Here is a 25870-nt window from a genome sequence, read left to right as displayed (position 1 = left end):
ATGACTGTTTATTTTATTCAGGCATTTATCTACCTTGCTGCAGCAGTTATCGCCGTACCGCTGGCTAAAAAACTCGGCCTAGGTTCAGTACTTGGCTACCTTATAGCGGGTGTAGTCATTGGCCCGATTGCCGGTGTCGTCGGCCAAGAAACCATCGCAATTCAGCACTTTGCTGAATTTGGTGTGGTGATGATGTTATTCCTTGTGGGTTTAGAACTGCAGCCTCAAATGCTGTGGCAAATGCGCCATCGTTTACTTGGCCTTGGCGGCCTACAGGTGAGTGTCACCGCCCTACTGATTGCGGCTATCGCATTTGCTTTTAATCAGCCCCCCACAGTGGCATTAGCAATAGGTTTGATCTTCTCACTCTCATCCACAGCGATTGTGCTGCAAACCTTTAACGAAAAAGGCTTAACCAAGACAGAAGGCGGCCAAAGCGCATTTTCAGTGCTTTTGATGCAAGATATTGCCGTGATCCCTATGTTGGCATTTATTCCAATGCTCGCTTTGCCAGAGCTAGTTGCAGCCGCCGAACATGCACAAACTGCAGCAGAGCATCATGAAGAACTAAGCTTGGTTGCAGGCTTGCCTACCTGGGCTTATGCATTAGCAATTTTAGGCAGCATCGCTGGTGTGGTGTTCCTTGGCATGTTCGTCAGCCGCCCACTATTCCAATATGTAGCGAAATCAGGGCTACGTGAAATCTTTGTCGCGACGGCGCTGCTAATTGTTATTGGTATTGCTGCACTTATGAGCCTGGTAGGTTTATCTCCCGCTTTAGGCACTTTCCTAGCGGGCGTAGTACTGGCAAATAGTGAGTTCAGGCATGAGCTAGAGTCCAATATCGAACCATTTAAAGGCTTGCTACTCGGCCTGTTCTTTATCACAGTTGGCGCAGGTATCGACTTTGGCATTTTATCAAGCAATGCCGCGCTCATTATTGGTCTAACTCTTGGAGTTATGGTGTTAAAAGCGCTGGTACTTTGGGGACTAGCTATCATCTTTAAGATTAAAGACAGTCACCGTTGGTTGTTTGCCCTGAGTCTAGCGCAAGCGGGTGAGTTTGGCTTTGTACTCTTAAGCTTTACCATTCAAAACCACGTTATTCCAATCGAGACAGCCAACATACTGCAACTAGTTGTCGCACTGTCCATGTTCCTCACCCCTATGCTATTTATCTTATTCGACAAGGTTATCTTACCTCGCTACCAAGCTAGAGCTGACGATAAGCCTTTTGATGAGATTGAAGAAAAAGGCAAAGTCATCATTGCAGGTATTGGCCGCTTCGGGCAAATCATTAACCGCTTATTAGTAGCCAATGATGTACCAACCGTAGTGATGGACTTAGATGCTACTCAGGTAGATAACTTAAGACAGATAGACATCAAGAGCTATTTTGGTGATGCTACCCGCCCTGAAATGCTACACACAGCAGGCATTGAAGAGGCGGCGATGATTGTTATCGCCATAGATAATCGCGAAAACACCAAAGAGCTGGTGCACTATGTCAAACATACCTATCCACACGTGAAGATACTCGTACGTGCTTTTGATAGAGGCCATAACTATGAGCTGCGTAAAGCTGGCGCCGACATCATCATTAACGAGACTTATCACTCTGCACTTGAACTTGGCGGCGAAGCGCTAACCTCATTGGGCATGCACCCGTTCTTGGTTGAACAAAAGAAGCACGCCTTTAATAGCAGTGAAGAGCGCACCTCAACCATGTTGTATGAGAACTGGTTGAAAGGCACTGAGGGCGAGCAATACGATCAAGACTTCCGCAAACTGTTTATGCAACTGCAAGACATCATTAAAGAAGCGATGCAGCAAGATAGAATTGATAGACATAACAGTGAAGAACGCGGCTGGACACCACCACCTAAAGGCTATGAAAGTGACTTCTAACGCTAAACTTTTAGCTTTTGGGTCAGAGTAAACTTAAAATTTACCCTTTAGCCCAACAAAAAAACGAGCCAATTGGCTCGTTTTTTATTTATCGAAGCAAGTAATTACATACTTACTTATAAAAAGCTTCAATTTCGCCTTTTACTTTCATCAATAGCGGCTGACCACGACGGTCTAGGGCCTTAGTTGATGCCACTTTAACCCAACCTTCGCTGATGCAATATTCTTCAACATCAAAACGCTCTTTACCGTTTACCTTGATACCGATGTCATACTGGAAAATTTCAGCAACATGGTGTGGGCTACGTGGGTTAATCGAAAGTTGATCTGGCAATTCAGGCTTAGTTGTTTCAGTCATGGTGTTATCCGATAAGTAAAATCTTGGCGTATTTTAGGCAATCACGCGCTAATGCTCAATCTACTTATCAAGCTAACTCAACTTAAGTCGCAAATAATAGCTAACCACAAGCTCATAATGCCAAGCCAATTCAGTTTTTTATCTGAGCTTTTTGTTTGATATCGGCTGGCAACACAATACCCCATCGCGCTAGCTCAGCTTGGCTAAACACAAACGCGCCACGCTTAGGAGTGGCAATAGCTGGCATTTTGCCCGTCCGTAAAAAAGTATTCACATGGGAAGCTGCAGTTTCGCCTTGCTCTAACGCGCTGATCAGCAAGCCGCCAATGGCTTTGTCTTGACCCACCGAGTACGACCAGAAGGCAAATACCGGGATCTCACTGTTTGCGCTTGTCCAGCGCGTGACTTCATCAATCGGTACATGCCGCCCATGCTCTTTAAGCCTTGCATATACGCCGACAATAATCGCATCAAACTCTTTCGCTGGAGCCTGCTCAACCAGTTGTTGCCAATGGGAATAGTCTTGAGCCCCGACTATATCGACTTCGACACCCGACAGACTTTGGCGTACCTGACTATCGAAACTGCTATCAATAATCGCATCAGACGTAACAGACTTATCCATCATGACCAGCACTTTTTTCACTTTAGGCATAACCTTAGTCACTAGCACTGCTGAGCGCTTGAGCAAAGGGCGCTCTAATACACCAGAGGAAAACTCAGTCATTGCAATGTACTGACGAGGGTTAGCATTTATACCAAGGAACACGAACGGGATCCGGTGCTCTACTAATTTGGGGCCAACATGCTTTAATGCATTATCGTCCGCTAATACCACCACATCGGCCTGTTTCGCTTGAATAAACTGCCAAGCTTGCTCGGTGACTTGTGCAAACTCACTAGGCGGTCGACGTTTGGTATCCATCTCGAACTCATGCACAGAGGCATCAGCGATGACACGATTAAAACCCTCGCGATATTCGACCACCCAAGGGTATTCAAAATGATAACTATGAATAAATACCAGCTCAGCTGACACTCCATAGCCTGATATTAGCAATAACAAGCCTGCAATCAGATGCGTTAGCCACTTCATATTGAGCCCCCACAGCATAAATAGAAGTATTGGGACGCCTAATCTTTATAGAATAGTTTTGATTATTACTTTCAGAGTATTAATGCATGCCTACTAACAATGGGTAAACTGCACCTATCAACACTAAAGCAGATGTAAGTAGCCCCTGTATTAACTCTAGAATAAAAAGTCGAATCCCACGACTTTCGCTCGCAGGTTGAATCATTAAACTGCCACCATTGATGTTTAAAAATCTTTACTCTAGGTTCATCGGCCAGCCACTTCGCTATGACTCACTCCGCTGCTCCCTATTGCCGATCAAGATTGCCTCTAGCTAGTATGTAGCAGGGTTTATAGAGACTGCTTAAGCAATAACACCTGGCATAACTTCACAAAGTCTGATGATGTCACAATGCCCTGCACCTTGTTGTGCGCATCAATTACTGGCAAACAGCCCAATTTATTGTCGATAAAGTACTGCACTACAACCGTAAGTGGCTCATCTAACCCTAATTTTTGTGCATCTGTTTCCATGATTTCCGCAATGGGCACAAAGCGCTCTTTTCTATCAAGCGCGCCCTGACCATATTTGTTAAGCGTGGTTAGGACAATTGAGATCATCTTTTTATGGGTGAGCAATCCCACAAACTCCCCAGTAGACTCAGAAATCACAGGCAGATGTCTAACACTGCGACTTTGCATCAACAAATGAGCATCCTTTAAGCTCGCTGCATCACTTATGCATATTGGGTTTGCAGTCATAATATCGCTAACGCGCATACAAAACTCCTCCATTTGGTGTCGCTATTCAAGTTAACTAGCCATCAGCCTTGCTCATTGTTTAATCAAGTATAACCAACAATTAACTCAGCCTAAACGCTATGCTCGACATTTGAGACATTAAACATTTACACCTAATGCAAAACCGCCAGTTAACCCCATACAGTTAAACAAAACCAAAAAAAAGCGACCCTCGAGATATACACAGGGTCACTTGATTTGGTTGGTTCAACTGTTTACTTTACAGGCCGACTAATATTTACAGATATTTCACCCACCACACAGTTGTACGTTTTTTGTAATCAGAAAATGCTTTGGTTGGGAAGTACAGCAATACAGCTAATATTGTGGTGGCGAGCCAAATCTGGCCGACCGAGTCAAAGCCATAATACATGCCTTGATTCCAGCCAAAATCTTTGACTTTAGTTGCACCAAATACCGCCTCAAGCACAGCATACGCCACAAGTAATACGTACAAATGCAAAATGTAGAAAAACATAGGCGCAGAACCAAACGACTCAACCACCTGACTCACACGATTGTTTACGCGCTCTAATGCACCCAGAATCAATAGCATAAAACCAAGGGTTAATAGCATAAAGCCAAGTGATGGCGGGTACTTAGAAAAATTAATCATGGACTTGAAACTCTCAAGCCAATCACTGCCCACAACCCAAGGCAACTCTTCACCAGCAATATTAAAACCACGTAAAAATGCAATTAATGCAAGTGCAGCGACGCCGCTGATAAACAGTACTTTTTGGCGTTTATCTGAATTTGCGTTTTTAGAAAACAACGGCCCAATAAAATAGCCAAGACACATAACGCCAAACCAACCCAGTACAGGGAAGCCACCAGCACGCACTTGCACAGGCCCATTCTCGACCAGCCAGCCGCCGTCATGCAGAATAGTCCACAAGCTATAACCCAACTCATGAGCCTCAAAACTAATAGGGTCAAGTAAACGGTTAAAGAACAATAGACCAAAGCCGACTGCGCCAATCACCCAGTAGTTAGCATGTACTAACAGCCCCAGCAGCACCATACACACACCAATAGTCCAAATAATTTGCAGATAAAGTACGTCATAGCTGCCAAGCCATGAGTAATTCACTAACGCAATCTCAATAAAGATTAAGAACAAACCACGTTTAACCAAAAATGAAGTGGGGCTACGATAAGGCATATTGGCGGGATGTGAATACAGCCACGCCGACAACCCGGTTAAAAAGACAAAGGTTGGCGCACACAAATGAGCAAGCGTACGCGTGAAGAACATTTCCGTGCTGGTATCGCTCAAGTCCATCGGGTTAGAGACCTGGTTGTGATACATAAAGCGCTCACGGGTGTGATCGAGCAGCATAATAAGCATCACGATACCACGCATGATATCAATTGAAGCAATGCGTTTTTTAATATGCTCTGCGTGGGTTTGTACTGCTGCAATTGGCGTATTGTTGTTATTCATTATAATTACTAAAACTTATCGTTATATTTAACGTCATCGCTTAAACGCTTAAAATTGATACCGCCATAGCAGCCGGTATCAAATCATAAAGTTTGAGCGAATCCACAAAGATGCAGAGAGGACTGAATAAGCTCGCCCTCACAACTTCAAAGCAAAACGCTATAAATGTGAAAACTCAGGAAGCTTTGCCATCTCCTGTTGGTCAAACTCAGCCTCACCAAATAACCTTAGATAATAAAAGTGCCTCATGGTCTGATGATAATCGCGAACGCTTTGCTCATAAGCGACTGCAGCTTGAGTATCTGTTTGTGCAATGGATGCAATCAGGCGTTGAGTAAACATCGGTGGGGATAGCAGCGCAAAACGCCCTGCTAACGTATCTTTAGCTATCTTTGCATCGCGAAAGCCTTGCGACAACTCATGCGTTTTTAAATCGCCGACATGCTGGAAAGCGTAGTACCACTTCCAATTGAAACCCTTTTCAGGTGGTTTGGTAGCAAGTTCTCGCCATTGAGGGTAATCAGTAAGGAACACATCCCATGTCTCTTTAGCTGGCAAATCCCAAGCATCATTAACAGCTTCTCGCTGAGTTAACACTATGTCACCACCATTTGGGCTATCTATCATATGATTGATAGCCATATCGCTAGCTACTGGCACCAACACAGTAACAGCAAGCCATGCAGACAGCAGCACTGACGCAATTTGGGCCGAAGTTTGTTTTTGCGCAAAGCTGCTCGCGGTATACCACAGCACCATTAACGACCAAAAAACAAGGTGACCTATCACGACTAGCGCCATAGAGGCAGTTAGCTTAATAGGCGTTTGTGACCAAAGTGCACCAGCTAGCAAAGGTAATATCAAAGCAAGCATCAACGCGCTAGTAAGCACGAGTGCTCTTGCTAGCCATAAATGCTTCCATGAACCAGCAGTCGAAATCAACAAATCATAACGCCCTGATGATCGCTCAGCAGCTCGCATATCATGCAATAGTAAAATCACGAATAAGGGCAAAAGTACGCTCGCTAAGAAGGCAAAGTCAAAACGCCCAACAAATGATAATTCAGGGTTAGCCGCATCGGTTTCGTAAATTTGCCCTTCTAGCGCCAACAGACGAATGCGATGCTTCCAAGGATGAATATCACGTTGACCAATCGCAGCAAATGCGGCACTTGATGGCTCTGAGTACGTTAAGTGAAAACTGTAGTAGCCTGCACTGCCATAATCTGACTTTTTGGTGAGAATATGCGCACGCTCTTGCGCATCTTTTTCAATTAAACGCTCAATGGTCTTAGATTGTGCTTGAGACTCCACAATGCCAGACCAAACCGCAAACACTGAAAGCGAAAACACAATAGACAATATTGCTAGCACATAGCGCTGCTTAAAAAGAAACCTAGTTTCTCTTTTAATGTGTGCCAAATAACTCATCAACTCACTCTCCTTAACGCCAAGCGCATCGACAGTCCAACTAGCAATAACCAAAACAATAATTGCGCTGCATAAGGTAAGCTTCGCGCCACCCGAGTTGATGCTGAGTCAGGCTTAAATGAGAACGTTGACAGCAGTTCCCAGTTGCTAGACTCTACGCGTGATGCAGGATCATCATATCCTTTCATATCGTCTTCATAGGTCATGTCGTCGGTTTGGATTTTGTTTAACGACTGCACAAAGTCGTATCGCAGGGTTTCTGCTTCTCGCAAAAAGCGATGATGAGTTTCAATACTGCTGCCAGCGATCACCATAGATAATGAACGCATTGCTGTCGTTGGTGACAACCAACCGAATTGGCGAGCAATAAGGGCTTGGTTTAGTTCCTCAGCCATGCGTTGCTCGGCAAATTCATTTAGCACCGTAGTGAGTTTCTCTTCAAAAATTTGCACTGCTGTACCACGAAAGTTAAACGGTAAATCTTCAATTTTATCAACATTATACTTACTAAATAATTCTTGCTTTAACTGGTCAAAAGCAGGATCAGAAACATTGTGTCCATTACCAAGCTTTTCTAGCTCTTTGGTGACAATGAAGTCGGTTTCCAATTTTCCCGGAGTGGGTGCAATAGCTGAAGCGCCTGTACTGGCTATTCGAGGAGTCAAAATACATAGCACAATCCACAGTCCCACCAGCGTCGTAAAGCTAGCGCTACTTCTTTTATGCATGGCTGATGCGGCAATCACAATGCCACTCCAAATCAGAATGTATACAAGGTAGCCAAACACAAAACTCAAACTAGTCAGCAGCGCCTCACCATTTGATGCAGCCCAAATCACTGCGATTACAAGGGGTACAAGCATTAACAAACCACTTCCAGCTAAGGCGAACAACTTACCTAGCATTAAGCTCCACAGGCTGACACCTTGTGTAAGCATAATATTTAACGTTCCAGCTTCTTTCTCTCGGGTAATACTGGCGTAACCAACCAAGATAATGAACAGAGGCACAATCACCTGAAGCAAAAAGCTTGGAGTGAGATTACTAAAATGCGTCATGCCAGAGGCTTGCCCTTGCTCGGCGAACATAGGTGTATTTTGCTTGTGGCCTTCTAAGAAAATCGATGAGCCACTATAGTCATCTACGCCTGGTTCAATAATACTAAGCGGTGCTGGCGTTCTAAACACATAGTGACCATAGTGCACCATACGATGCGGGTGTCGGTCAGGTTGTTCTAAAAATCGCGACTCAGAGGTATGTTGCAGATGTTCGCGTTCATGGGTGGCATGTTGCATCTCGACTGTATTGACAATAGCGGCTACCAGAGTGAGTGCTATCCCCATAAAAATGACGCTAACGGCAAGGCGAGTGCGCTTCCAAAAACGCCATTCGTCAGCCATGATGAGCTTAATTGGAGTCATGACTTACCTCGATTAGAGAACGCAGTATGCACCACTTCGGTATCGATTCGTTCACCCTCTCCACGCTCAAACATGCCTACTATGCGTCCCTGATCAAGCAAGCCAATTCGATGAGCAATTTGGCAGGCGCCATACACGTCATGGGTCACCATAAATACTGTGGTGCCTTCTGCCGCTAGGGTCGCAATTAGCTGGTTAAACTCATCAATGGCATTTGGGTCTAGACCCGAGGTTGGCTCATCCAAAAACAGTACAGGTGCTTCACGTAGCAATGCCAATGCAATTGCTGTTTTTTGACGCATCCCCTTAGAATAGTGAGACATTTCACGGTGCCATGCTTCTTGCTGCAATGCTACGCGAACTAAAGCTTGTTCAATCTCAGTACTAGAGCGGTCCACATTTGCCAATGACAAGAAATATTCAATATTTTCAACACCTGTCAAATGTCCATAAAGGGTGACTGACTCAGGCAAATAGGCAACCTTACGGCGGATTTGGTCAATATCTTCTGCCACGTCCATTCCAAGTACGCTGGCACTACCACCGCTTGATTTAACAGTCCCTAGAAATGTTTTAAGCGTGGTTGACTTGCCCGCGCCATTGCCACCAAGAAGCGCAAACACCTCTCCTTCACCAATGGAAAAATCGACGTGTTCAAGTACTGTTTGATTATTGAAACTAACGCTTAACGATGACGCTTTAACTATCTCTTTATTCACAAATAAGTTCTCTTGTTTTTATCATTAATCAATGCTCTACGCCCATTGATGCAACCAAAAACTAAGCTGTCGATAGAACAAACAAAGCCGGCAAAATGCCGGCTAATACTAAACCAAAACAAGGCAATGATACTAGGTAACATTTTATATTTTTGGCTTGTTCAGGTTGGTTTGCTCAGAATCTGCTTACCTAAAAGGTGTACTTAACTGAGGCTTTGAACGTACGCGGAGCTCCCGGCATCGTCCAGGCTCGTTGGTACGAATTGATGTAGTACTCCTCGTTAAACAGGTTTTCGATGTTAAAGCTCAACTCCAAGCTGTCGTTTAAGCTGACATTGGCAAACAAATTCAACAGTTGGTAGCTAGGAAGCTTGAAATCTTGATCGGTAAAGTCACCCACTTGCTCACCAACGTACTTAGCAATGAAGCCTGCATTACCTTCGTAGTTACCAATTTCAGCAAAGTGACGCACGATTAAACTCCCGCTATGTTTAGGTACATTGGCAAGGCCAGCACCTTTTTTAATCGGCGCACCCCATAACTTAATATCCTTAGCATTTTGCGCATCGATGTATGCATACGCTAATGACACCAATGTGTCTTCGGTTAAGTCATAAGCCAAATCAAGCTCAAAGCCCTTACTAGTTGCTTCCCCAATAGCCTCTGTTGAGCCATCTCCCGAAGGAGCACTGGCTAGAATATTGAATTTTTTAGTGTCAAAAATTGCTGCAGTGCCGCGTAAACCCAGTGCTTGCGAATCCCACTTAATCCCCAACTCATAAGAGTGACTTTGCTCTGGGTCATGGGCATTTCCCTTGGTATCAACACCAGCATTGGGGCGAGCACCTTCAGAGTAACTGGCATAAACACGCGCATCATTTGAAAGCTCATACACTAAGCCAAAGCGCGGGTTAAAAAAGGAGTAAGAACTTTTGACAGTATTGGTGTCACCTAATCGATTTGTGATCTCTTGACTGAAGTTGTCATAACGCATCCCAAACATCGCTTTCCACTTATCAGATAGATCAATCTGATCTTGGAAATACACGCCTTGACCTTTTTGCAACTCAACATCGTTGATGTTATCACCCATCGCAGGCAGGTCTTTTGGATCGCGATATACTGGCTTGTCAAAGTCAATCGCATAATCACCTTTGTTGGCATTATCTCGGTATCGCAACACCACCCGATCAAGTTCATACTCGTAGGCGTCACCGCCCACTAATAAGTTATGAGTCAGGCCTAATGTCTCAACTGAGCCACTAAACTCAAAACGTAGCGATAAATCTTCAGTATTAAAATCACGGTAACGACGCTGACGAGAAACCTGATTAGTTTCAGCAATATAGCCGGTAGCCTCTGTCGCTGTACCTTGGAATTGTGACGTACGATAACTTGCACCTGCGGTTAATGCCCAATCATTCTCAAAATCGTGCTGCACCTGGACTTGGTGCCCTAGTGCCTTAATCTTTACTGGACCATCACCAGGCTCACCATAAAAGCGATTGCGATTAAACTCTTTCCCTTCAACAGCAACAATACCGCGATCCATCACAGCTTCTTGATCAACGAGTTCAAGCTCATAACTTACCTTGGTGTCACGGCTCAGTTCGTACAAGAAAGATGGCGTCAACACGGTTTTCTTGTTGTACACATGATCGCGATAGCTTTCTCCATCTTCGTGGGCACCATTAATGCGAAACGCTAAATTGTCAGTAATCGCATTGGTATAGTCACCTTCTGCACGGTAAGTATTGAAGCTGCCGCCAGTTAATTTAAATGAACCAGCCTCTTCAAACTGGGGCTTTTTAGTAGTGATATTAATTGTGCCACCAGGCTCACCGCGGCCATATAGCGCTGAACTAGGCCCTTTTAGCACTTCAATCATTTCAACGTTCGACATATCACGGTTACCGCTATAGCCACGGCCAGCGTTAAACCCGTTAATCAAATAGCCAGATGGTGAGTTCTCGTCCCCCGCAAAACCACGAATGGCGAACATGTCCCACAAGCCGCCAAAGTCGTTTTGACGGCTAACACCACTGACTAAATCTAAGGTATCCATAAGATTGGTAATGCCTGCAGCTTCAATGGTGTCATTATCAATTTTAACCACAGCTTGTGGCATGTCTTTTTCTTGTACATTGCCACGGTACGCCTGACGCATACCGGTCACCTGAATAACCTCAACATTTGCAGTTGAATCACTAGTGTCTTGATCGCTTGCCTGAGCGGCTAACGGCAATGTACATAACAATGGCAATAACACCATGCCTTTAGGCGCACGGGTAACTTCGTTGCTCATTAAAAAATCCTGTTTAGCTTATTTATGATGTTCACCTCTAACTAAGCGAGCTTCACATCAATCAGTATTGAAGGGGCACACTTAATGCCTATGGATACTTGAGCTGCAGTCTCAATAACCAAAGTAAGTTAGGTATGCTGAATTGGGCTGTATGGTATTCGCTAAAAATAAACCAAACAAAAATGATACACAGTATCATGAAGGCGATCGCAGAACACAAAACCGTAACACAGAGTTACTTGCAATGAACTTACAAGTACTGTAACGAATGAAAATAGTTTTCATTTGAGAGTGTATTTAGCAAAGATACTTGCAGTGATATGTACAAAACTAACAGCTAGTAGAAAAGCAGCGGGTGGCTCAAATCCCCCTCAACTAGTTGAGATAAATCGAGATTTTCATCTTCTGGGAATAGAGTGCTCACCGTTAAATATGGCTCAGACACAAAAGCATTTGGCCCTAGCGCTCCTACATTTTGGCTAACACTAAAAAACGTCTGCAACTGACCACTAAGCTCCATCTGCACCCGATAACTCGCCATAGGCTCTAGCTTTGCGCCGCGCTGTTGCCAATCATCAGGTACATTCGGAGTTTGAGCCAAACGATTCAATAACGCCTCAATGCCTTGGTCGCCATTCATCAAGGTCGCTTGTTGCAGCGACATCAAAATCACCGACAAGGTATCTTCCCAACCGCTGATAATATTGCCAGCGCCTTGCTGGCTAAACAAAAAATCAAAATGGTTATCTACCTGTTCAAGGGCTTGTTTGGAAACCACATTTTGAAAAAATCCTACCCAACCTTTATTGACCATAAGGATGTTAGTTGAAGCGTCCATCAGCATTGCAGGGTATGGATCGTATGCCCTTAATGTCAGCATCATAGCCTTGCGAAGCCACTTTAGCTCGGGCGCGTGAAAGTCTATCTTTTTCGGCTGCGGCGTGAAGCCTGCTGACATCATCAAATTTAACGAATCGCGCTGCCCTAAGTCCATTGCCCTAGCTATCGCCTCGACCATGGTTTTACTTGGGTGTACGCGGCTATTCTCCATGCGGCTAATATGCCGAGCAGACGAATCTAAACTAAAGGCCAAATCTTCCTGACTCATGCGACGAACGCCACGCCAAAACTTCAGCATACGTCCAAACGCTAGCTCACTTCTTTGGTCATTGTTGACCCCATCTGACGCTGTTTTTTCACTGACTAGGCTGGACTCAATTTGCTTGGGCATTTCCTTTCACTCTGGCTGACTGATCTGGCTAATTGATCTGGCTAATTGGTAACAACTTGACCTGATAGGTCATGTTATCTGCGCAAAGGCCACTGCACAATCTGTTCACTAAACAACTCAGGCTAACCGATAACAATACAGTCTGTTAGAGACAAAAACAGCAGCTTAACAGGGAACGAACTATGCCAGCTCCAATACTTTGCGAACGCGATTTAGAATTCATGTTATATGAGCTATTTGATGCCGAAAGCCTTACCGCGCGCCCACGCTATCGTGACCACAACCGCGAAACGTTTACCATGGCGATGAATACATCACGCACCATCGCCGAGAAGTACTTTCTACCTATTCGTCAAAAGTTGGATAACTGCCAACCCACATTCGATGGCGAGAAAGTCCATCAACCCTTCGAGCTAAAAACCGCCATTGATGCAGTAATTGAATCTGGCTTAGCTGCAACCACAGCCGACTTTGAACTTGGCGGCATGCAGCTGCCGGGAATCGTTGCCAATGCTGTTAGCGCATATTTGAGTGCTGCAGGCGGCGTCGCAATGGGCTACACCGCGCTGACTAATGCTAACGCTAATTTAATTGATGCTCACGGCACACCAGAACAAATTGAAAAATGGGTCGTGCCTATGCGTGAGGGACGCTTTGCCGGCACTATGGCAATGACCGAGCCAGGCGCAGGCTCTGGGCTTGCCGACCTGACCACAACCGCCACAATCGATAGTGATGGCAACTACCGCATATCGGGTAACAAGATTTTTATCTCTGGCGGTGATCATAATCTCAATGAGAATATCGTCCACCTTGTGCTCGCAAGAGTAAAAGGCGCGCCTAAGGGCGTTAAAGGGATCTCGCTATTTATCGTGCCCAAATACTTAGTCAATGACGATGGCTCATTAGGCGAGTCAAATGAGGTCGCACTAGCAGGCTTGTTCCACAAAATGGGTGGCCGCGCGCAAACCTCAACTGCACTTAACTTTGGTGAAGATCAGGGCTCAATTGGTTATCTAGTGGGTGAAGAAAACAAAGGCCTTGCCTACATGTTCCACATGATGAACGAAGCGCGTATTCTTGTCGGTACAGGCGCTGCAACCAATGCCTTAACTGGCTTTCAGTACTCACTCGATTACGCCAAAGAGCGCCCACAAGGTCGGTTACTATCAGAAAAAGATCCGCACTCGCCACCAGTTAGCATCATCGAACATAGCGACGTTCGCCGTATGCTGCTCGCACAAAAAGCCTATGCTGAAGGCGCCTATGCTTTGTGTTTGTTTGGCACCCAGCTTGCCGATGATGAGCGCACTGCGCCGACTGAGCAAGAGCGCAAAGATGCTCATACCCTACTCGACTTTTTAACGCCCATTATTAAAAGCTGGCCATCAGAATATGGCCCCAAAGCTAACGACCTTGCTATTCAAGTGCTGGGCGGCCATGGCTATATTAATGAGCATCCAGTCGAGCAGCTATATCGCGACAATCGACTTAATCCTATTCACGAAGGCACAACAGGGATTCAGTCACTAGATCTGCTCGGCCGTAAAGTGCCAATGAACAACTTCGCAGGCTATAAAGCGTGTCTTGCAGAAATGAGGAACACCATTGAGAAAACTAAATTAACAGGCTCGCTGGAATGCTATGGCACCGAGCTCGCTCAAGCTATCGATACGCTAGTTAAGACCACAGAAACCGTCATGAGCGCTACCCGAACGATGAATATTGATGCAGCATTTTCCAACTCAGTGAAGTACTTAGAAGTGTTTGGACATGTAGTCATCGCCTGGCTATGGCTTAAGCAAGGCTTGTTGGCTGACAAAGCCCTAAAAGCACAGCCACATGAAAATGACGTCCATTTCTATGACGGCAAACTGCACGCAATGAAGTACTTCTACCGCGCAGAGCTGCCGCAAATCTATCATTGGGCGAAGTTAGTGTCTGATCTCGACACCACTAACTTTGATATGCAACCAGAGTGGTTTTAAGCACTGTGAGTACTAAGATCAAATGTCAACTGCCAAGGAAAAACACAAGTTTACTCTGACCCAAATGTAAAAAAGTGCTGGCTTTGAGTCCGCACTTTTTTCACTGTCCCGATTGTAAAAGGTAACTTAAACCAGCTATTCAGGTTAGCATTTAACATCTTACTCTGACCCCAAATGCTACTGTTCCAGCCGCGACGAAACATCATAAGACGACTTGAAGACGCAAGCGTAAATGTTTCATGCCTACATAAAGCCTTACATTATTGATGCGATTGCCCAATTGACCATTCATGCGTAATAAACCCAAAATAGTGTGATACATATGGATACAAACAGCGCTCAGCATAACTTCATTAGCTGAATAACTAGAATGACTCTTATCGTTAAAGGATTAGCAAATGGAATGGTTGAAAAGCGTTTCAACTCGGTACCCGATTTTAACTTTTATTTTCATCAGTATTAGCTTTACCTGGGCGGTGTGGTTTAGTGTCCCGTTTATTGCTGGAGACAACTGGGCGTTAGGCCGAATTGTGGTTGGCGCAGGTTTTGGACCTGCGATCGCGGCAATTGTACTTAATCATCTCAGTGGCACTGGGACTCAGATAGGCACAAAAAATTGGTGGCTTTGCTTTGTCGTTTTCTTCGCGATTTTGCTTGGTCTTTACTTCTCGATTCTTGTGACTGGCGATGCGATATCGGCAGAGTCCTTTAGCAACGCTAAACCTGTAGGCTTCAGCGTCACCAGCATTCTAGCCTCTATCATCTCTGCCAGTGTCGGCAGCTTTATTATCGCTTGTTTACTCTGTAGTCGCTCAATTGCACTGAATTCATTGAACAAATGGCGCATATCGTACAAATGGTGGCTAGTTGCATTATTTTTGCCAGCGTTATGGATGACTCTAGGCCTTTTGGTTGCTCAACAACAAGATGCAACCATAACTCCTATTTCGCACAGCCTTGAACAATCTACCTGGCTACTCTTTATTGCTCGCTCAATATTGCTCACTTTCTTAGTTGTCGCAATTGGTGAGGAATCAGGATGGCGAGCCTGGATGCTACCTAAGCTTCAAGAAAGGTTCAGTCCTCTACTGAGTACTGTTTTTGTTGGCATTGTATGGGGAGTTTGGCATTTACCCTTGTTTTTAATAGGCCAATACGATGACCCACCAGAAATGATATTCGCCAAAACAGGTGCTTGCATCATGTTAGGTGTCATTTTTACCTGGCTATATAACCGCAGCGGAGGAAGCCTATTAATGGCGGTAGCCCTTCATACAACGATGAACAATACCCCGAAAATATTACCGTTTTCGGAGCAAATGGGCATATTCTTGCTACTAGCGGTTATTTCAATGATTGTTGTTGATCGGATGTGGAGAACCAACAAAAGTGATGAGCTTGCTCAGCACGTAAACAGGGCATTGAATTAACTACAACTATGTCCTCTCAGAACTACGAGCTAGTTTACTCTGACCCAGATGTTAAAAAGTGCTGGCCTATAATCCAGCGCTTTCTACTTTCTACTTTCTGCTTTCTGCTTTCTGCTTTCTGCTTTCTGCTTTCTGCTTTCTGCTTTCTGCTTTCTGCTTTCTAGATTAAAAAAGCTATTTAAGCCTAGTATTAAGATTAGCATTTAACATCTTACTCTGACCCAAATGTTATGACCCAAATGTTAAAGCGCTAATTAGTGATTGGTACACTAGTGAGAGAAGCCTATTCAATCATTGATTTTAGCGATTCTACTTAACGATTGTTAGAAACTAATTTTTAATACGCTGCTTAAACTATCACAGAAAAACAAATCATAAAGTTGAGGTATTACAACAATATAAAGTAGAGCTTTTATTCAATTAAGACAGGGAAGTAAACAAGTTAACATTCAAGCAAAGAACATTATAAAGCGGGTCATTCAAGCCGATATATTTTCACGCTAACTGCGACTCCCCCAATCAAGATTAGTGATGAAGTACTCCATATTTTGGCAAGCCAACTTTATAGCAACGAGTTTGCCGTTAACGTCTTTCAATTAATACTCCCCTCACCTTATATAACGAGCATAAAAAACAGCTCTAAATAACAAAAAAACATCAAGACCCTACAACCTATAAAAGCTCAACCATCAACTAAAAAAATAACTACCTCCAACAAGCATAATTACCACAACAAAACCACTGATGATGGGTTACCGTTAATCGACCACAAACCTTAAAATAAACTTAATTTAAAATTAAGCCAAAATGAAAAGCAGCTTAACTTAACATAAATCAAAGCTTAACTTTGCTCACTTCAGGCTCAAACTCTTGCCACAAGGGAGCTGCAGAGCAAAGAAAATAAGGGTTTTACTCATCAACTCGGAAATTCCTCAGCATTAAGAAACAAAATCCGAGTTTACACAGGCTAAGTATTTAAACTTAAATATTTTGTGTTATAAATAACTTAGGTAGAGCGAGAGGAGTTGGTTTCACATTGATTTCATGTTGATTTAAGCAAGCACATTAATAAGTGACAACATGGCTACCGAATCAATACATGCCAACGAGGTAGTATTGATATTACACAGCAAAAAAAGGCAACTACACTAAAGTGTTAGGCTTTAAACCATAAGTCCTAATACTTTTAGCCGACACAAAACTGACTGTGAATAGCAATGAATACTCTTAGCTCCGCTGATTACTAATCAATAATAAAATCAACATAAAACCAAGGTGTTTATATGAAGATGATACAGCGCTTGTTAGTAGTAATATTTACCCTATCTTTTCCATTTTCTGCTACCGCAAATAATGTGCAAGACGAGCAATTACTGCTTTCATCTTGTTTATCTCAAAAAGCTTCACAAACCAATACGGCAAACTCACCCTGCGCCTACTATATTCAAGGCTTTCTAGTTGGCTCATTGAGCTCTAATCAACAATATGAATTGAGAACAACGTTCAGCGGATTTGAAGACCGAGCGTATCGAACACGTGTGGGGAACCAAACATCGAAAAGACATGCTACAGGCGTGTGCATACCATCAAATCAAAGCAAACAACAACTGCTTGATAACGTGGTCAATCGAACAATAACCCAACTGCCAACAACAACAGACTCAATACAGCTATTACATAAACAAATCTACCAAGCACTGGCTGCCGAATCAGCTTGTAATCAAGGTGGATAACAAACAATCACAACCTAAACTGTAGTGAGTCTATGCAGCTCACTGCGAACATTGCCTGACGATATGGTACAGCCAACTTAATAGAGCCATTAAAAGACGTGAAATACTATGACACAAGAAAATAACACCAGCTTTGTTCCAAGCCACAAGCTGAGTCTATTGCTAACCTTAGCGCTGTTTTGGTGGATCAACTCCAACTACAGTAATCCTCTGCTGCTGTCACTAGGTGCGGCATCCATCATGCTGGTGTTGTATATATCTCAAAAAATGGATGTGATTGACCATGAGTCTCAGCCAATCCACCTTTCAACCAGTATGCCAGGCTATATCTTATGGCTAGCGAAAGAGGTCATCTTATCTAACATCAATGTGGTCAAACGTATTTGGCTAGGCAACACGAGTATCGCGCCAACCTTAACCACCATTGATACTCGTCAGCGTACCGACATCAATAAAGTCATTTACGCCAACTCTATTACCCTTACTCCAGGTACCGTTGCCATCGACTTAATTGACGATCAACTCACCGTTCACGCCTTGCACAAGGCTGATATCGACACACTAAAAGCCGGCGAGATGGACCGCCGTGTAAGAGAGCTAGAAAAATAATGTTAGCTGCAGCCACCATTGCCATTCTCGTCGTGATGTTGCTAGCGATACTTCGCTGCATCGTCGGTCCAACCCTTTACGATCGCATATTGGCCTTCAATATGTTTGGTACTAAAACCGTACTGCTGATCTCTGTATTGGGCTTTTTAATGGGTCGCCCAGAGTTTCTCGACATCGCGCTCGTCTATGCACTGATTAACTTTATCAGTGTTATTGGCGTGCTACGTTTTTCAGACTCAGCAGAGTTCAAGGTCACGCCCTATGAACACGAGTCAAGCAAGGGAGATGAGAAATGAGCCTGTTTCTGGAAATCAGCAGCGCCATATGCCTATTTGTAGGCTGCTTCCTATGTCTATCTGGTGGGGTTGGCATCTTACGCTTTCCTGACTTCTACACCCGAATGCATGCGGTAAGTGTCACCGATACATTAGGTGCAGGCTTAGTCCTATTGGGCTTAATGCTGCAAACCCCAAGCGGTATGGTGCTAATTAAACTCATCTTAATTTTAGTATTTACCCTATTTATCAACCCGTCTGCTAGCCATGCACTAGCTAAAGCGGCGCTTCACAATGGTTTAGAGCCTAAGCAGCACAAAGACGCCGATGAGGGAGGAAACACGTCATCGAAACTATAGTTGATATTGTACTGCTCACCTTTTTAGTGGTGATTGCAATCGCAATCGTTCGCACCAGAGACTTGCTAGCAGTCGTTATGTTAACCGGTATTTATGGTCTACTTTCAGCCAGCTTTTTTGTGGTGCTCGATGCTGTTGATGTCGCCTTTACTGAAGCTTCTGTCGGTGCCGGTATATCTGGGCTTTTGATGTTAACCGCCATTACCATGACAGGTCGCAAAGAACAGTCTGGACGTCATAAGCCGTTCCTTGCCTTGTTTGTGGTTTTGGTTACAGGTGGCATGTTGATTTACGGCACGCTAGATATGCCTTATTTCGGCGCCGTTGATGCTCCTGTTCATATGCATGTAGCACCGCGCTATATTCATGACTCCATGCAAGAGGTCGGTGTGCCAAACATTGTTACTGCGGTATTAGGCAGCTACCGTGCCTTTGATACCTTAGGTGAAGTTGCGGTTATCTTTACCGCTGGCATAGGTGTGCTGTCATTACTTGCCTTACCTAAACGCAGCAAACAAGCCAAGTCAGATGAAGCGACCGTAGAGCAAATGCACGAGCGTCACATGGTATTACGTATTGTCAGCAAAGCGTTAATTCCGTTTATCTTACTATTTGCGCTATATGTGCAATTCCACGGTGACTTTGGTCCCGGCGGCGGATTCCAGGCTGGGGTAATCTTTGCCGCGGCAATCATTCTCTACACCATGCTGTTTGGCTTAGACACCGCCAAGCGCGTATTCAACCAAGGGCTAATAAGGCTACTTGCCGCAATCGGATTACTGCTTTATGCCTGCGTTGGTGTGGTTTCTATGCTCAACGGTGCTAATTTCCTCGACTATGACGTATTAGCTGAGGATCCGGTCGCTGGTCAGCACTTAGGCATTCTACTCATTGAACTCGGCGTGGGTATCACGGTGACATCTGTGATGCTAATTATCTTCTTCAGCTTTGCTGGACGCCGACAAGCGCAACAAAAAACTGCAGAACAAAACGGCACTGAACAACAAGGGGAGCAAGATGTTTCTCGGACTCTATAACTATTGGATTGTGGTGCTGCTAATGATGATAGGTTTCTACATCGTTATCGCCCACGGTAACTTGATTAAAAAACTGGTTGGACTGACGATTTTCCAAACCTCGGTATTTATTTTCTACATTACAGTCGGCATGGTTGAGCGCGGCAGCGCACCGATTTTAGCCGAAGGGATTAGCGACTACTCTAACCCACTTCCCCATGTGCTTATTCTAACTGCCATTGTTGTTGGTATTGCGACGACCGCCCTTGGTTTGGCGTTGGCGGTAAGAATTAAAGAAGCTTATGGCTGCGTTGAAGAGGACGAAATCCAAAAACAAGACCTGCTTAACGAGGACAATTCATAGTGCTAGCTCACCTGCCTATTTTACAAGTTGTGCTGCCACTGATTGCAGCCCCGTTATGCTTGTTTATCAACCGTTCTAAATTGGTGTGGATCTTTGCCTTATTAGTGAGTGTGGCGGCCTGTGTAAACAGTGTACTGCTGCTTGCTGAGGTAATGAAAACCGGCACTATCATCTATGAGCTCGGGGGCTGGGAAGCACCTTGGGGCATTGAATACCGCATTGATAAGCTCAATGCTTTCCTACTGCTGATTATTTCAACTATCGGTGCAGTAGTGTTATTTGCGGCCAACAAGAGTATTCATAAAGAACTCAGCGAAGACCGCCACACCCTGTTCTATAGTTTATACCTGCTATCGCTAACCGGTATGTTTGGTATTGTCGCGACCGGTGATGCGTTCAATGTATTTGTATTTTTGGAAATATCATCACTGTCAGCCTACGCGTTAATCGCCCTTGGGCGTGATAGACGTGCACTGTGGGCAGCCTACCAATACCTGATCATGGGGACTATTGGTGCGACCTTTATTTTGATTGGTATCGGTATGTTGTATCAAATGACCGGTACGCTCAATATGAACGATTTAGCTACGCGATTGGCGGACGTTGGACAAAACCGTACTGTGTTTGCTGCGTTTGCATTCGTACTAGTGGGGATTTGTTTAAAGCTGGCACTATTTCCACTGCACCTGTGGTTACCTAATGCCTACGCCTACGCACCATCAATTGTCACCGCATTTTTAGCAGCAACCTCCACTAAAGTAGCTGTATACCTGCTGATCCGTTTCACCTTTACTGTATTTGGCATTTCGTTCTCATTCTCGAGTTTGCCACTGCAAAGTATCTTGATGGTATTAGGGTTAGTTGGGGTATTTGCCGCCTCTATCGCTGCTATTTACCAAAAGAACGTCAAGCATATTTTGGCCTACTCCAGTATCGCGCAAGTAGGCTATATGATCATCGGTTACTCCATTAATACCAGTACCGGCGTGATGGCCACCTTATTGCACCTGTTTAACCACGCGTTAATGAAAGGCGCACTGTTTTTAGCCCTTGGCGCGGTAATGTATCGCATCGGTAGCGTTCAATTGAGTCAACTCCAAGGCTTAGGTAGACAGATGCCACTCACCATGTCAGCCATTGTTGTTGGCGGGTTAAGTTTAATTGGTGTGCCATTAACCGTGGGCTTTGTCAGTAAGTGGTATCTGCTTATTGCCACCGTTGAAGCAGGCATGTGGCCTGTCGCCGTGCTTATCCTACTCGGCTCAATATTAGCCGTGGTCTATATTTGGCGAATCGTCGAAGCCGCCTACTTCAAACCACCAATTCCTGGACGTGAAGTCAAAGAGGCGCCTTGGTCTTTCCTTGGTCCAATTTGGGCTTTGGTCATCGCTAATATCTATTTTGGTATTGATACTCGCCTGAGTGTGCAAGTAGCACAGGCGGCTTCTCAAAGTTTGTTTGGAATTAACCCATGAATCTTTCTTTGACGCTGATGTTACAGCTAACGATTTTATTACCTTTGTTTGCCACTGCAGCCATTGCCGTAACAGGAAGCAAACCTAACCTTCGAGAAGCGGTAACCATCACAACAAGCCTTGTGGTGCTGTACTGCGTGGTCAACCTTTATCAAGCACTGCAAGCGGGTGCAAGCATCGAACTAACCTGGTGGGAGCTCATGCCTGGCTTAGAGATAAGCTTTGTTGTTGAGCCTCTAGGAATGCTGTTTGCGTTAATCGCTAGCTTTCTTTGGATAGTTACCACCATATACGCCATTGGCTATATGCGTGGTCATAACGAAGATAACCAAACCCGCTTCTTCATCTGTTTCGCGCTGGCTATTAGTGCGGTAATGGCGTTGGCCTTTTCTGCCAACCTATTCACGCTGTTTGTGTTTTATGAAGTGTTGACCCTGTCAACCTACCCGCTGGTCACCCATGCTGGTACTGATAAAGCTAAGCAAGGCGGCCGTGTTTACTTAGGCATTTTACTCAGTACTTCTATTGCTTTTTTCTTACTCGCCATCATCCTTACTTGGATAGTCGGTGGCAGCCTAGAATTTAAAGCCGGCGGCGTGTTTGATACCAATGTCAGCCCTACCATTGCAGGGGCAATATTGGTGCTGTTTATATTTGGTATCGGCAAAGCAGCCATTATGCCATTTCACCGCTGGTTGCCAGCGGCGATGGTTGCGCCAACGCCAGTCAGTGCATTACTTCACGCAGTTGCCGTGGTAAAAGCTGGGGTATTTACGGTACTCAAAGTCTGTATCTTTATCTTTGGCCTAGATTTACTACCTAAACTGCCAACCACCGACTTTTTACTGTATTTAGCGGCGTTTTCAGTGCTAATGGCATCGGTTGTTGCCATGCAACAGGACAACCTTAAAGCCCGATTAGCCTATTCAACAGTGAGTCAACTTGGCTATATCACCATTGGCGCACTGCTGGCCAATTCGTCAGGGGTGATAGGCAGCTCAATGCACATTGCCTCACACGCCTTTGGCAAAATCACTTTATTCTTTTGTGCCGGCGCTATCTTAGTTGCCGCCCACAAATCAAAAATCAGTGAAATGCGTGGCCTTGGCTACACCATGCCAATTACCATGGCGGCCTTTTTCATCGGTAGCCTGAGCATTATTGGCGTACCTCCTACTGGCGGTACCTGGAGCAAATGGTTCTTATTGATGGGCACCATGGAGACTGGCCACTGGGTGGTTATGGCAACCTTAATGCTGAGCTCATTGCTCAACATCGCCTATCTATTACCTATTCCTTACCATGCGTTTTTCCCAGGTAAAGGCTTCACGCCGCCCACTAGTGGCATAAAAGAAGCGCCATTGCCTTCGCTAATCGCGTTAACTATTACCACGTTAGGCTGCTTGATTATGTTCATTCATCCACAGCCCTTTTATGAACTGGCGAAAGCTATCTTGACTGTATCAGGAGTCAGCCATGGACAATGAGAAGCAGTACTTCTTTGACAACCCCAAAAATATTCAGCGTATTTTATATGCACTGTACGCCTGCTGTGGCCTGCTTGTGGTACTTGATTTTGTGATCCACCGTCACGTTTATCATAGCTGGGAAAATCTACCGATTTTCTATCCCATTTATGGTTTCGTTGGCTGCGTTATCTTGGTGTTAATCGCCAAATGGATGCGTACCTTCTTAATGCGCCCAGAAGACTATTACGATGAAGTTGAAGCGCCAGAATCACTAACAAGATCTGATTCAGCCAGCGATTCAGATAACGCTAACGTCAACCAAGTTAACTCAACTCATAAAGGTGATCATAATGTGGATGCTTGAGCTACCGCCATTTGTACTGTTTTTAATCGGCGGTCTGATTGCAGCAACAACACGTGGAAAACTGCGTGGCGCATTGATGATCGCAATTCCAATTCTAAGTGGCTTACATCTGTGGACCGTACCTGAAGGTATCCATCTGCAAATGATGTTCTTGGACTATGAATTAGTCCCCTACCGTGCAGATAAGCTCAGCTTAATGTTCGGTTATATTTTCCATATTGCTGCGCTAATCGCGGTTGTCTACTCCTTGCATGTGAAAGATACTGTGCAGCAAGTCGCTGCCATGCTTTATGCGGGTAGTGCCATTGGTGCGGTGTTTGCTGGAGATCTGATCACCCTATTTGTATTTTGGGAATTACTTGCCTTTACCTCAGTATTTTTGATTTGGGCTCGCCGCACTCAGCGCGCATACAGCGCGGGTATGCGCTACCTAATCATGCAAGTACTCTCAGGTGTCATTTTGTTAATTGGCGCACTTTTCTATGCCAACGAAACCGGCAGCATCAGCTTTGACTTTATTGGCTTAGAAGGCGTTGCAGGCTGGCTAATCTTCATCGCTTTTGGCATCAAGTGTGCGTTTCCTTTCGCTCACACCTGGCTTACCGACGCCTACCCAGAATCAACCCCAACCGGTACTGTGCTGCTAAGCGCATTCACTACCAAGGTAGCGGTTTATGCGTTAGCTCGCGGTTATCCTAGTACAGAGCTGCTCATATACATCGGCGCGGCAATGACTTGTTTCCCGATTTTCTTTGCGGTTATCGAGAACGATCTTCGCCGCGTGCTTGCCTATAGCTTGATTAACCAAGTTGGTTTTATGGTGGTAGGTATTGGTATCGGTACCGAACTGGCACTTAACGGCGCTGTGTCTCACGCATTTAACGATGTGATATTTAAAGGCTTACTGTTTATGAGCATGGGCGCAGTGCTGCATATGACAGGGCGAATCAATGGCTCAGATCTAGGCGGTCTGTATAAAACCATGCCCAAAACCACCATTTTATGTATTGTCGGCGCGGCCTCTATTTCAGCCTTCCCGCTATTTAGTGGTTTCGTCAGTAAATCGATGGTGATGTCAGCTGCCATTGAAGGTGGACATGATTGGGTTTGGTTGATGCTACTATTTGCTTCTGCTGGCGTATTCCACCACGCAGGTATTAAGATCCCTTACTTTGCATTCTTCGCCCACGACTCAGGTATTCGTGCGAATGATCCACCAAGCAATATGCTGTGGGCAATGTTTATTGCAGCGTGTCTATGTATTGGTATTGGTATCTATCCATCAGCACTTTACTCGCTGCTGCCTTACGATACCGGTTACAACCCTTATGATGCGACACACGTGCTAGCACAAACTCAGCTGTTACTGTTCTCAGCACTGGCCTTTGTATGGTTGAACTTAAAGAACATGTATCCGCCAGAACTGCGCTCAACCCATTTGGACGTAGACTGGGTATACCGTCGCCTTATGCCTAATATCGTGCAGCGTATGTTTGCCGTTATCTGGAAAGTGGATGGCAAACTACGTCAAGCAGCGTTAGGTAAACTGAGCCAATGCCAAGCATTTTTAGCTCGCCAACATAAAGGCAATGGTAGCTTTATCTCTAGCGCCTACCCGTCAGGTAACATGGTGCTGTGGGTCGCAGTGATTCTCGCAGCCTACCTGTTTATTGGTTTTATTAGATAATAACATACACATAACCAATAAAAACGCGGCTCAGCATACTGAGCCGCGTTTTTTATTTATAGCTTAAGCAAACGGTTAAAGTCTTTCTCATAGAAGAATGACAAAACCTGCCTGTTATAGGCTTAAAGCTGATCTCGTCAAACCATCCAAAAGACTTACAAATGATGCATCTGCCAGCAACGATTCCTTTAGCATGCAAGGTCAATAGACTAGCTATCAAATAAAGATAAAAAGCACTTAAAAACAATAGATTAAACCAAAAACACTAGGCAAGCTCGTCACAACACATTCGAATCCTAAACGCTTAAAATAAAATCACTTTGCATATTTGTTCCTTATTTCTTCCTTATTTGTTGAATAAAATCGATCTTCATCACACTTTTACAAAATAAATGTAACCTTGGT

At 44.6% G+C, this 25870-nt stretch carries 22 protein-coding genes; 13 read left to right on the top strand and 9 right to left on the bottom strand.

All coding sequences use genetic code 11. The features are described 5' to 3' along the window. Positions 1 to 1908: a monovalent cation:proton antiporter-2 (CPA2) family protein gene (locus tag G3R49_RS09650; protein ID WP_167869517.1), complete on the top strand. Its 1908-nt coding sequence runs from the start codon at positions 1 to 3 to the stop codon at positions 1906 to 1908. Between the two features lie 112 nt (positions 1909 to 2020). Here the strand turns inward: G3R49_RS09650 and G3R49_RS09645 are convergent, their stop codons facing one another. The 9 genes from G3R49_RS09645 to G3R49_RS09605 form a co-directional block, all read right to left on the bottom strand. Continuing rightward, on the bottom strand, positions 2021 to 2266 hold the full coding sequence (locus G3R49_RS09645) for a DUF3297 family protein (RefSeq protein ID WP_130601285.1): 246 nt from the start codon (positions 2264 to 2266) through the stop codon (positions 2021 to 2023). 130 nt (positions 2267 to 2396) lie between these two features. After that, positions 2397 to 3362 carry an ABC transporter substrate-binding protein gene (locus G3R49_RS09640; protein WP_167869516.1) on the bottom strand — a complete coding sequence of 322 codons (966 nt, stop codon included), beginning with the start codon at positions 3360 to 3362 and terminating at the stop codon, positions 2397 to 2399. 330 nt (positions 3363 to 3692) lie between these two features. Continuing rightward, a complete protein-coding gene (locus G3R49_RS09635) occupies positions 3693 to 4121 on the bottom strand; it encodes an HPP family protein (RefSeq protein WP_167869515.1) in 429 nt (142 codons plus the stop codon). A gap of 259 nt (positions 4122 to 4380) precedes the next feature. Further along, positions 4381 to 5589 (bottom strand): DUF1624 domain-containing protein, encoded by a 1209-nt coding sequence (locus tag G3R49_RS09630; protein ID WP_167869514.1) that lies wholly within the window; start codon positions 5587 to 5589, stop codon positions 4381 to 4383. Between the two features lie 159 nt (positions 5590 to 5748). Further along, positions 5749 to 6963: a DUF3526 domain-containing protein gene (locus G3R49_RS09625; protein ID WP_348633920.1), complete on the bottom strand. Its 1215-nt coding sequence runs from the start codon at positions 6961 to 6963 to the stop codon at positions 5749 to 5751. 56 nt (positions 6964 to 7019) lie between these two features. Beyond that, entirely contained in the window at positions 7020 to 8441 is a 1422-nt protein-coding gene (locus tag G3R49_RS09620; RefSeq protein ID WP_130601275.1) for a DUF3526 domain-containing protein, read from the bottom strand. Further along, on the bottom strand, positions 8438 to 9160 hold the full coding sequence (locus G3R49_RS09615) for an ABC transporter ATP-binding protein (RefSeq protein WP_167869512.1): 723 nt from the start codon (positions 9158 to 9160) through the stop codon (positions 8438 to 8440). The genes G3R49_RS09620 and G3R49_RS09615 overlap by 4 nt, the downstream gene beginning before the upstream one ends. Before the next feature lie 190 nt (positions 9161 to 9350). Continuing rightward, the gene (locus G3R49_RS09610) at positions 9351 to 11465 is read right to left on the bottom strand and encodes a TonB-dependent siderophore receptor (RefSeq protein WP_167869511.1); all 2115 of its coding nucleotides are present in this window, start codon (positions 11463 to 11465) and stop codon (positions 9351 to 9353) included. Between the two features lie 337 nt (positions 11466 to 11802). Beyond that, a complete protein-coding gene (locus G3R49_RS09605; RefSeq protein ID WP_167869510.1) occupies positions 11803 to 12696 on the bottom strand; it encodes a helix-turn-helix domain-containing protein in 894 nt (297 codons plus the stop codon). 182 nt (positions 12697 to 12878) lie between these two features. Between G3R49_RS09605 and G3R49_RS09600 the strand changes: the two genes are divergently transcribed. The 12 genes from G3R49_RS09600 to G3R49_RS09545 all read left to right on the top strand — a co-directional run bounded on the left by G3R49_RS09600 (position 12879) and on the right by G3R49_RS09545 (position 25465). After that, entirely contained in the window at positions 12879 to 14684 is a 1806-nt protein-coding gene (locus tag G3R49_RS09600; protein ID WP_167869509.1) for an acyl-CoA dehydrogenase, read from the top strand. Between the two features lie 398 nt (positions 14685 to 15082). Further along, positions 15083 to 16114, top strand: coding sequence for a CPBP family intramembrane glutamic endopeptidase (locus tag G3R49_RS09595; protein ID WP_167869508.1), 1032 nt, complete (start codon positions 15083 to 15085; stop codon positions 16112 to 16114). A 1283-nt stretch (positions 16115 to 17397) separates the two neighbouring features. Beyond that, a complete protein-coding gene (locus G3R49_RS09590) occupies positions 17398 to 17847 on the top strand; it encodes a hypothetical protein (protein ID WP_167869507.1) in 450 nt (149 codons plus the stop codon). A gap of 108 nt (positions 17848 to 17955) precedes the next feature. After that, complete coding sequence (locus G3R49_RS09585; RefSeq protein ID WP_130601259.1) at positions 17956 to 18456, top strand: Na+/H+ antiporter subunit E; 501 nt, start codon at positions 17956 to 17958, stop codon at positions 18454 to 18456. Then, positions 18456 to 18752: a monovalent cation/H+ antiporter complex subunit F gene (locus tag G3R49_RS09580; RefSeq protein WP_130601257.1), complete on the top strand. Its 297-nt coding sequence runs from the start codon at positions 18456 to 18458 to the stop codon at positions 18750 to 18752. The genes G3R49_RS09585 and G3R49_RS09580 overlap by 1 nt, the downstream gene beginning before the upstream one ends. Next, entirely contained in the window at positions 18749 to 19090 is a 342-nt protein-coding gene (mnhG, locus tag G3R49_RS09575) for a monovalent cation/H(+) antiporter subunit G (protein ID WP_167869506.1), read from the top strand. Before G3R49_RS09580 ends, mnhG begins: the two co-directional genes overlap by 4 nt. 26 nt (positions 19091 to 19116) lie before the next feature. Next, positions 19117 to 20127 (top strand): Na(+)/H(+) antiporter subunit B, encoded by a 1011-nt coding sequence (locus G3R49_RS09570; protein ID WP_348633919.1) that lies wholly within the window; start codon positions 19117 to 19119, stop codon positions 20125 to 20127. After that, positions 20108 to 20470: a cation:proton antiporter subunit C gene (locus G3R49_RS09565; RefSeq protein ID WP_130601251.1), complete on the top strand. Its 363-nt coding sequence runs from the start codon at positions 20108 to 20110 to the stop codon at positions 20468 to 20470. The genes G3R49_RS09570 and G3R49_RS09565 overlap by 20 nt, the downstream gene beginning before the upstream one ends. Continuing rightward, positions 20470 to 21945, top strand: coding sequence for a monovalent cation/H+ antiporter subunit D family protein (locus G3R49_RS09560; protein WP_130601249.1), 1476 nt, complete (start codon positions 20470 to 20472; stop codon positions 21943 to 21945). The genes G3R49_RS09565 and G3R49_RS09560 overlap by 1 nt, the downstream gene beginning before the upstream one ends. Then, entirely contained in the window at positions 21942 to 23432 is a 1491-nt protein-coding gene (locus G3R49_RS09555; protein WP_167869505.1) for a monovalent cation/H+ antiporter subunit D family protein, read from the top strand. Before G3R49_RS09560 ends, G3R49_RS09555 begins: the two co-directional genes overlap by 4 nt. Beyond that, a complete protein-coding gene (locus tag G3R49_RS09550; protein ID WP_245335323.1) occupies positions 23422 to 23778 on the top strand; it encodes a hypothetical protein in 357 nt (118 codons plus the stop codon). The genes G3R49_RS09555 and G3R49_RS09550 overlap by 11 nt, the downstream gene beginning before the upstream one ends. Continuing rightward, positions 23765 to 25465, top strand: coding sequence for a Na(+)/H(+) antiporter subunit D (locus G3R49_RS09545; RefSeq protein ID WP_167869504.1), 1701 nt, complete (start codon positions 23765 to 23767; stop codon positions 25463 to 25465). Before G3R49_RS09550 ends, G3R49_RS09545 begins: the two co-directional genes overlap by 14 nt. The last annotated feature ends 405 nt before the right edge of the window (positions 25466 to 25870 follow it).

Origin of the sequence: Shewanella sp. WXL01, assembly GCF_012263345.1 — a bacterium.
GTDB lineage: Bacteria > Pseudomonadota > Gammaproteobacteria > Enterobacterales > Shewanellaceae > Shewanella > Shewanella maritima.
The sequence above is the reverse complement of the archived record's forward strand: the minus strand, read 5'-3'. Positions and strand labels throughout refer to the sequence as shown.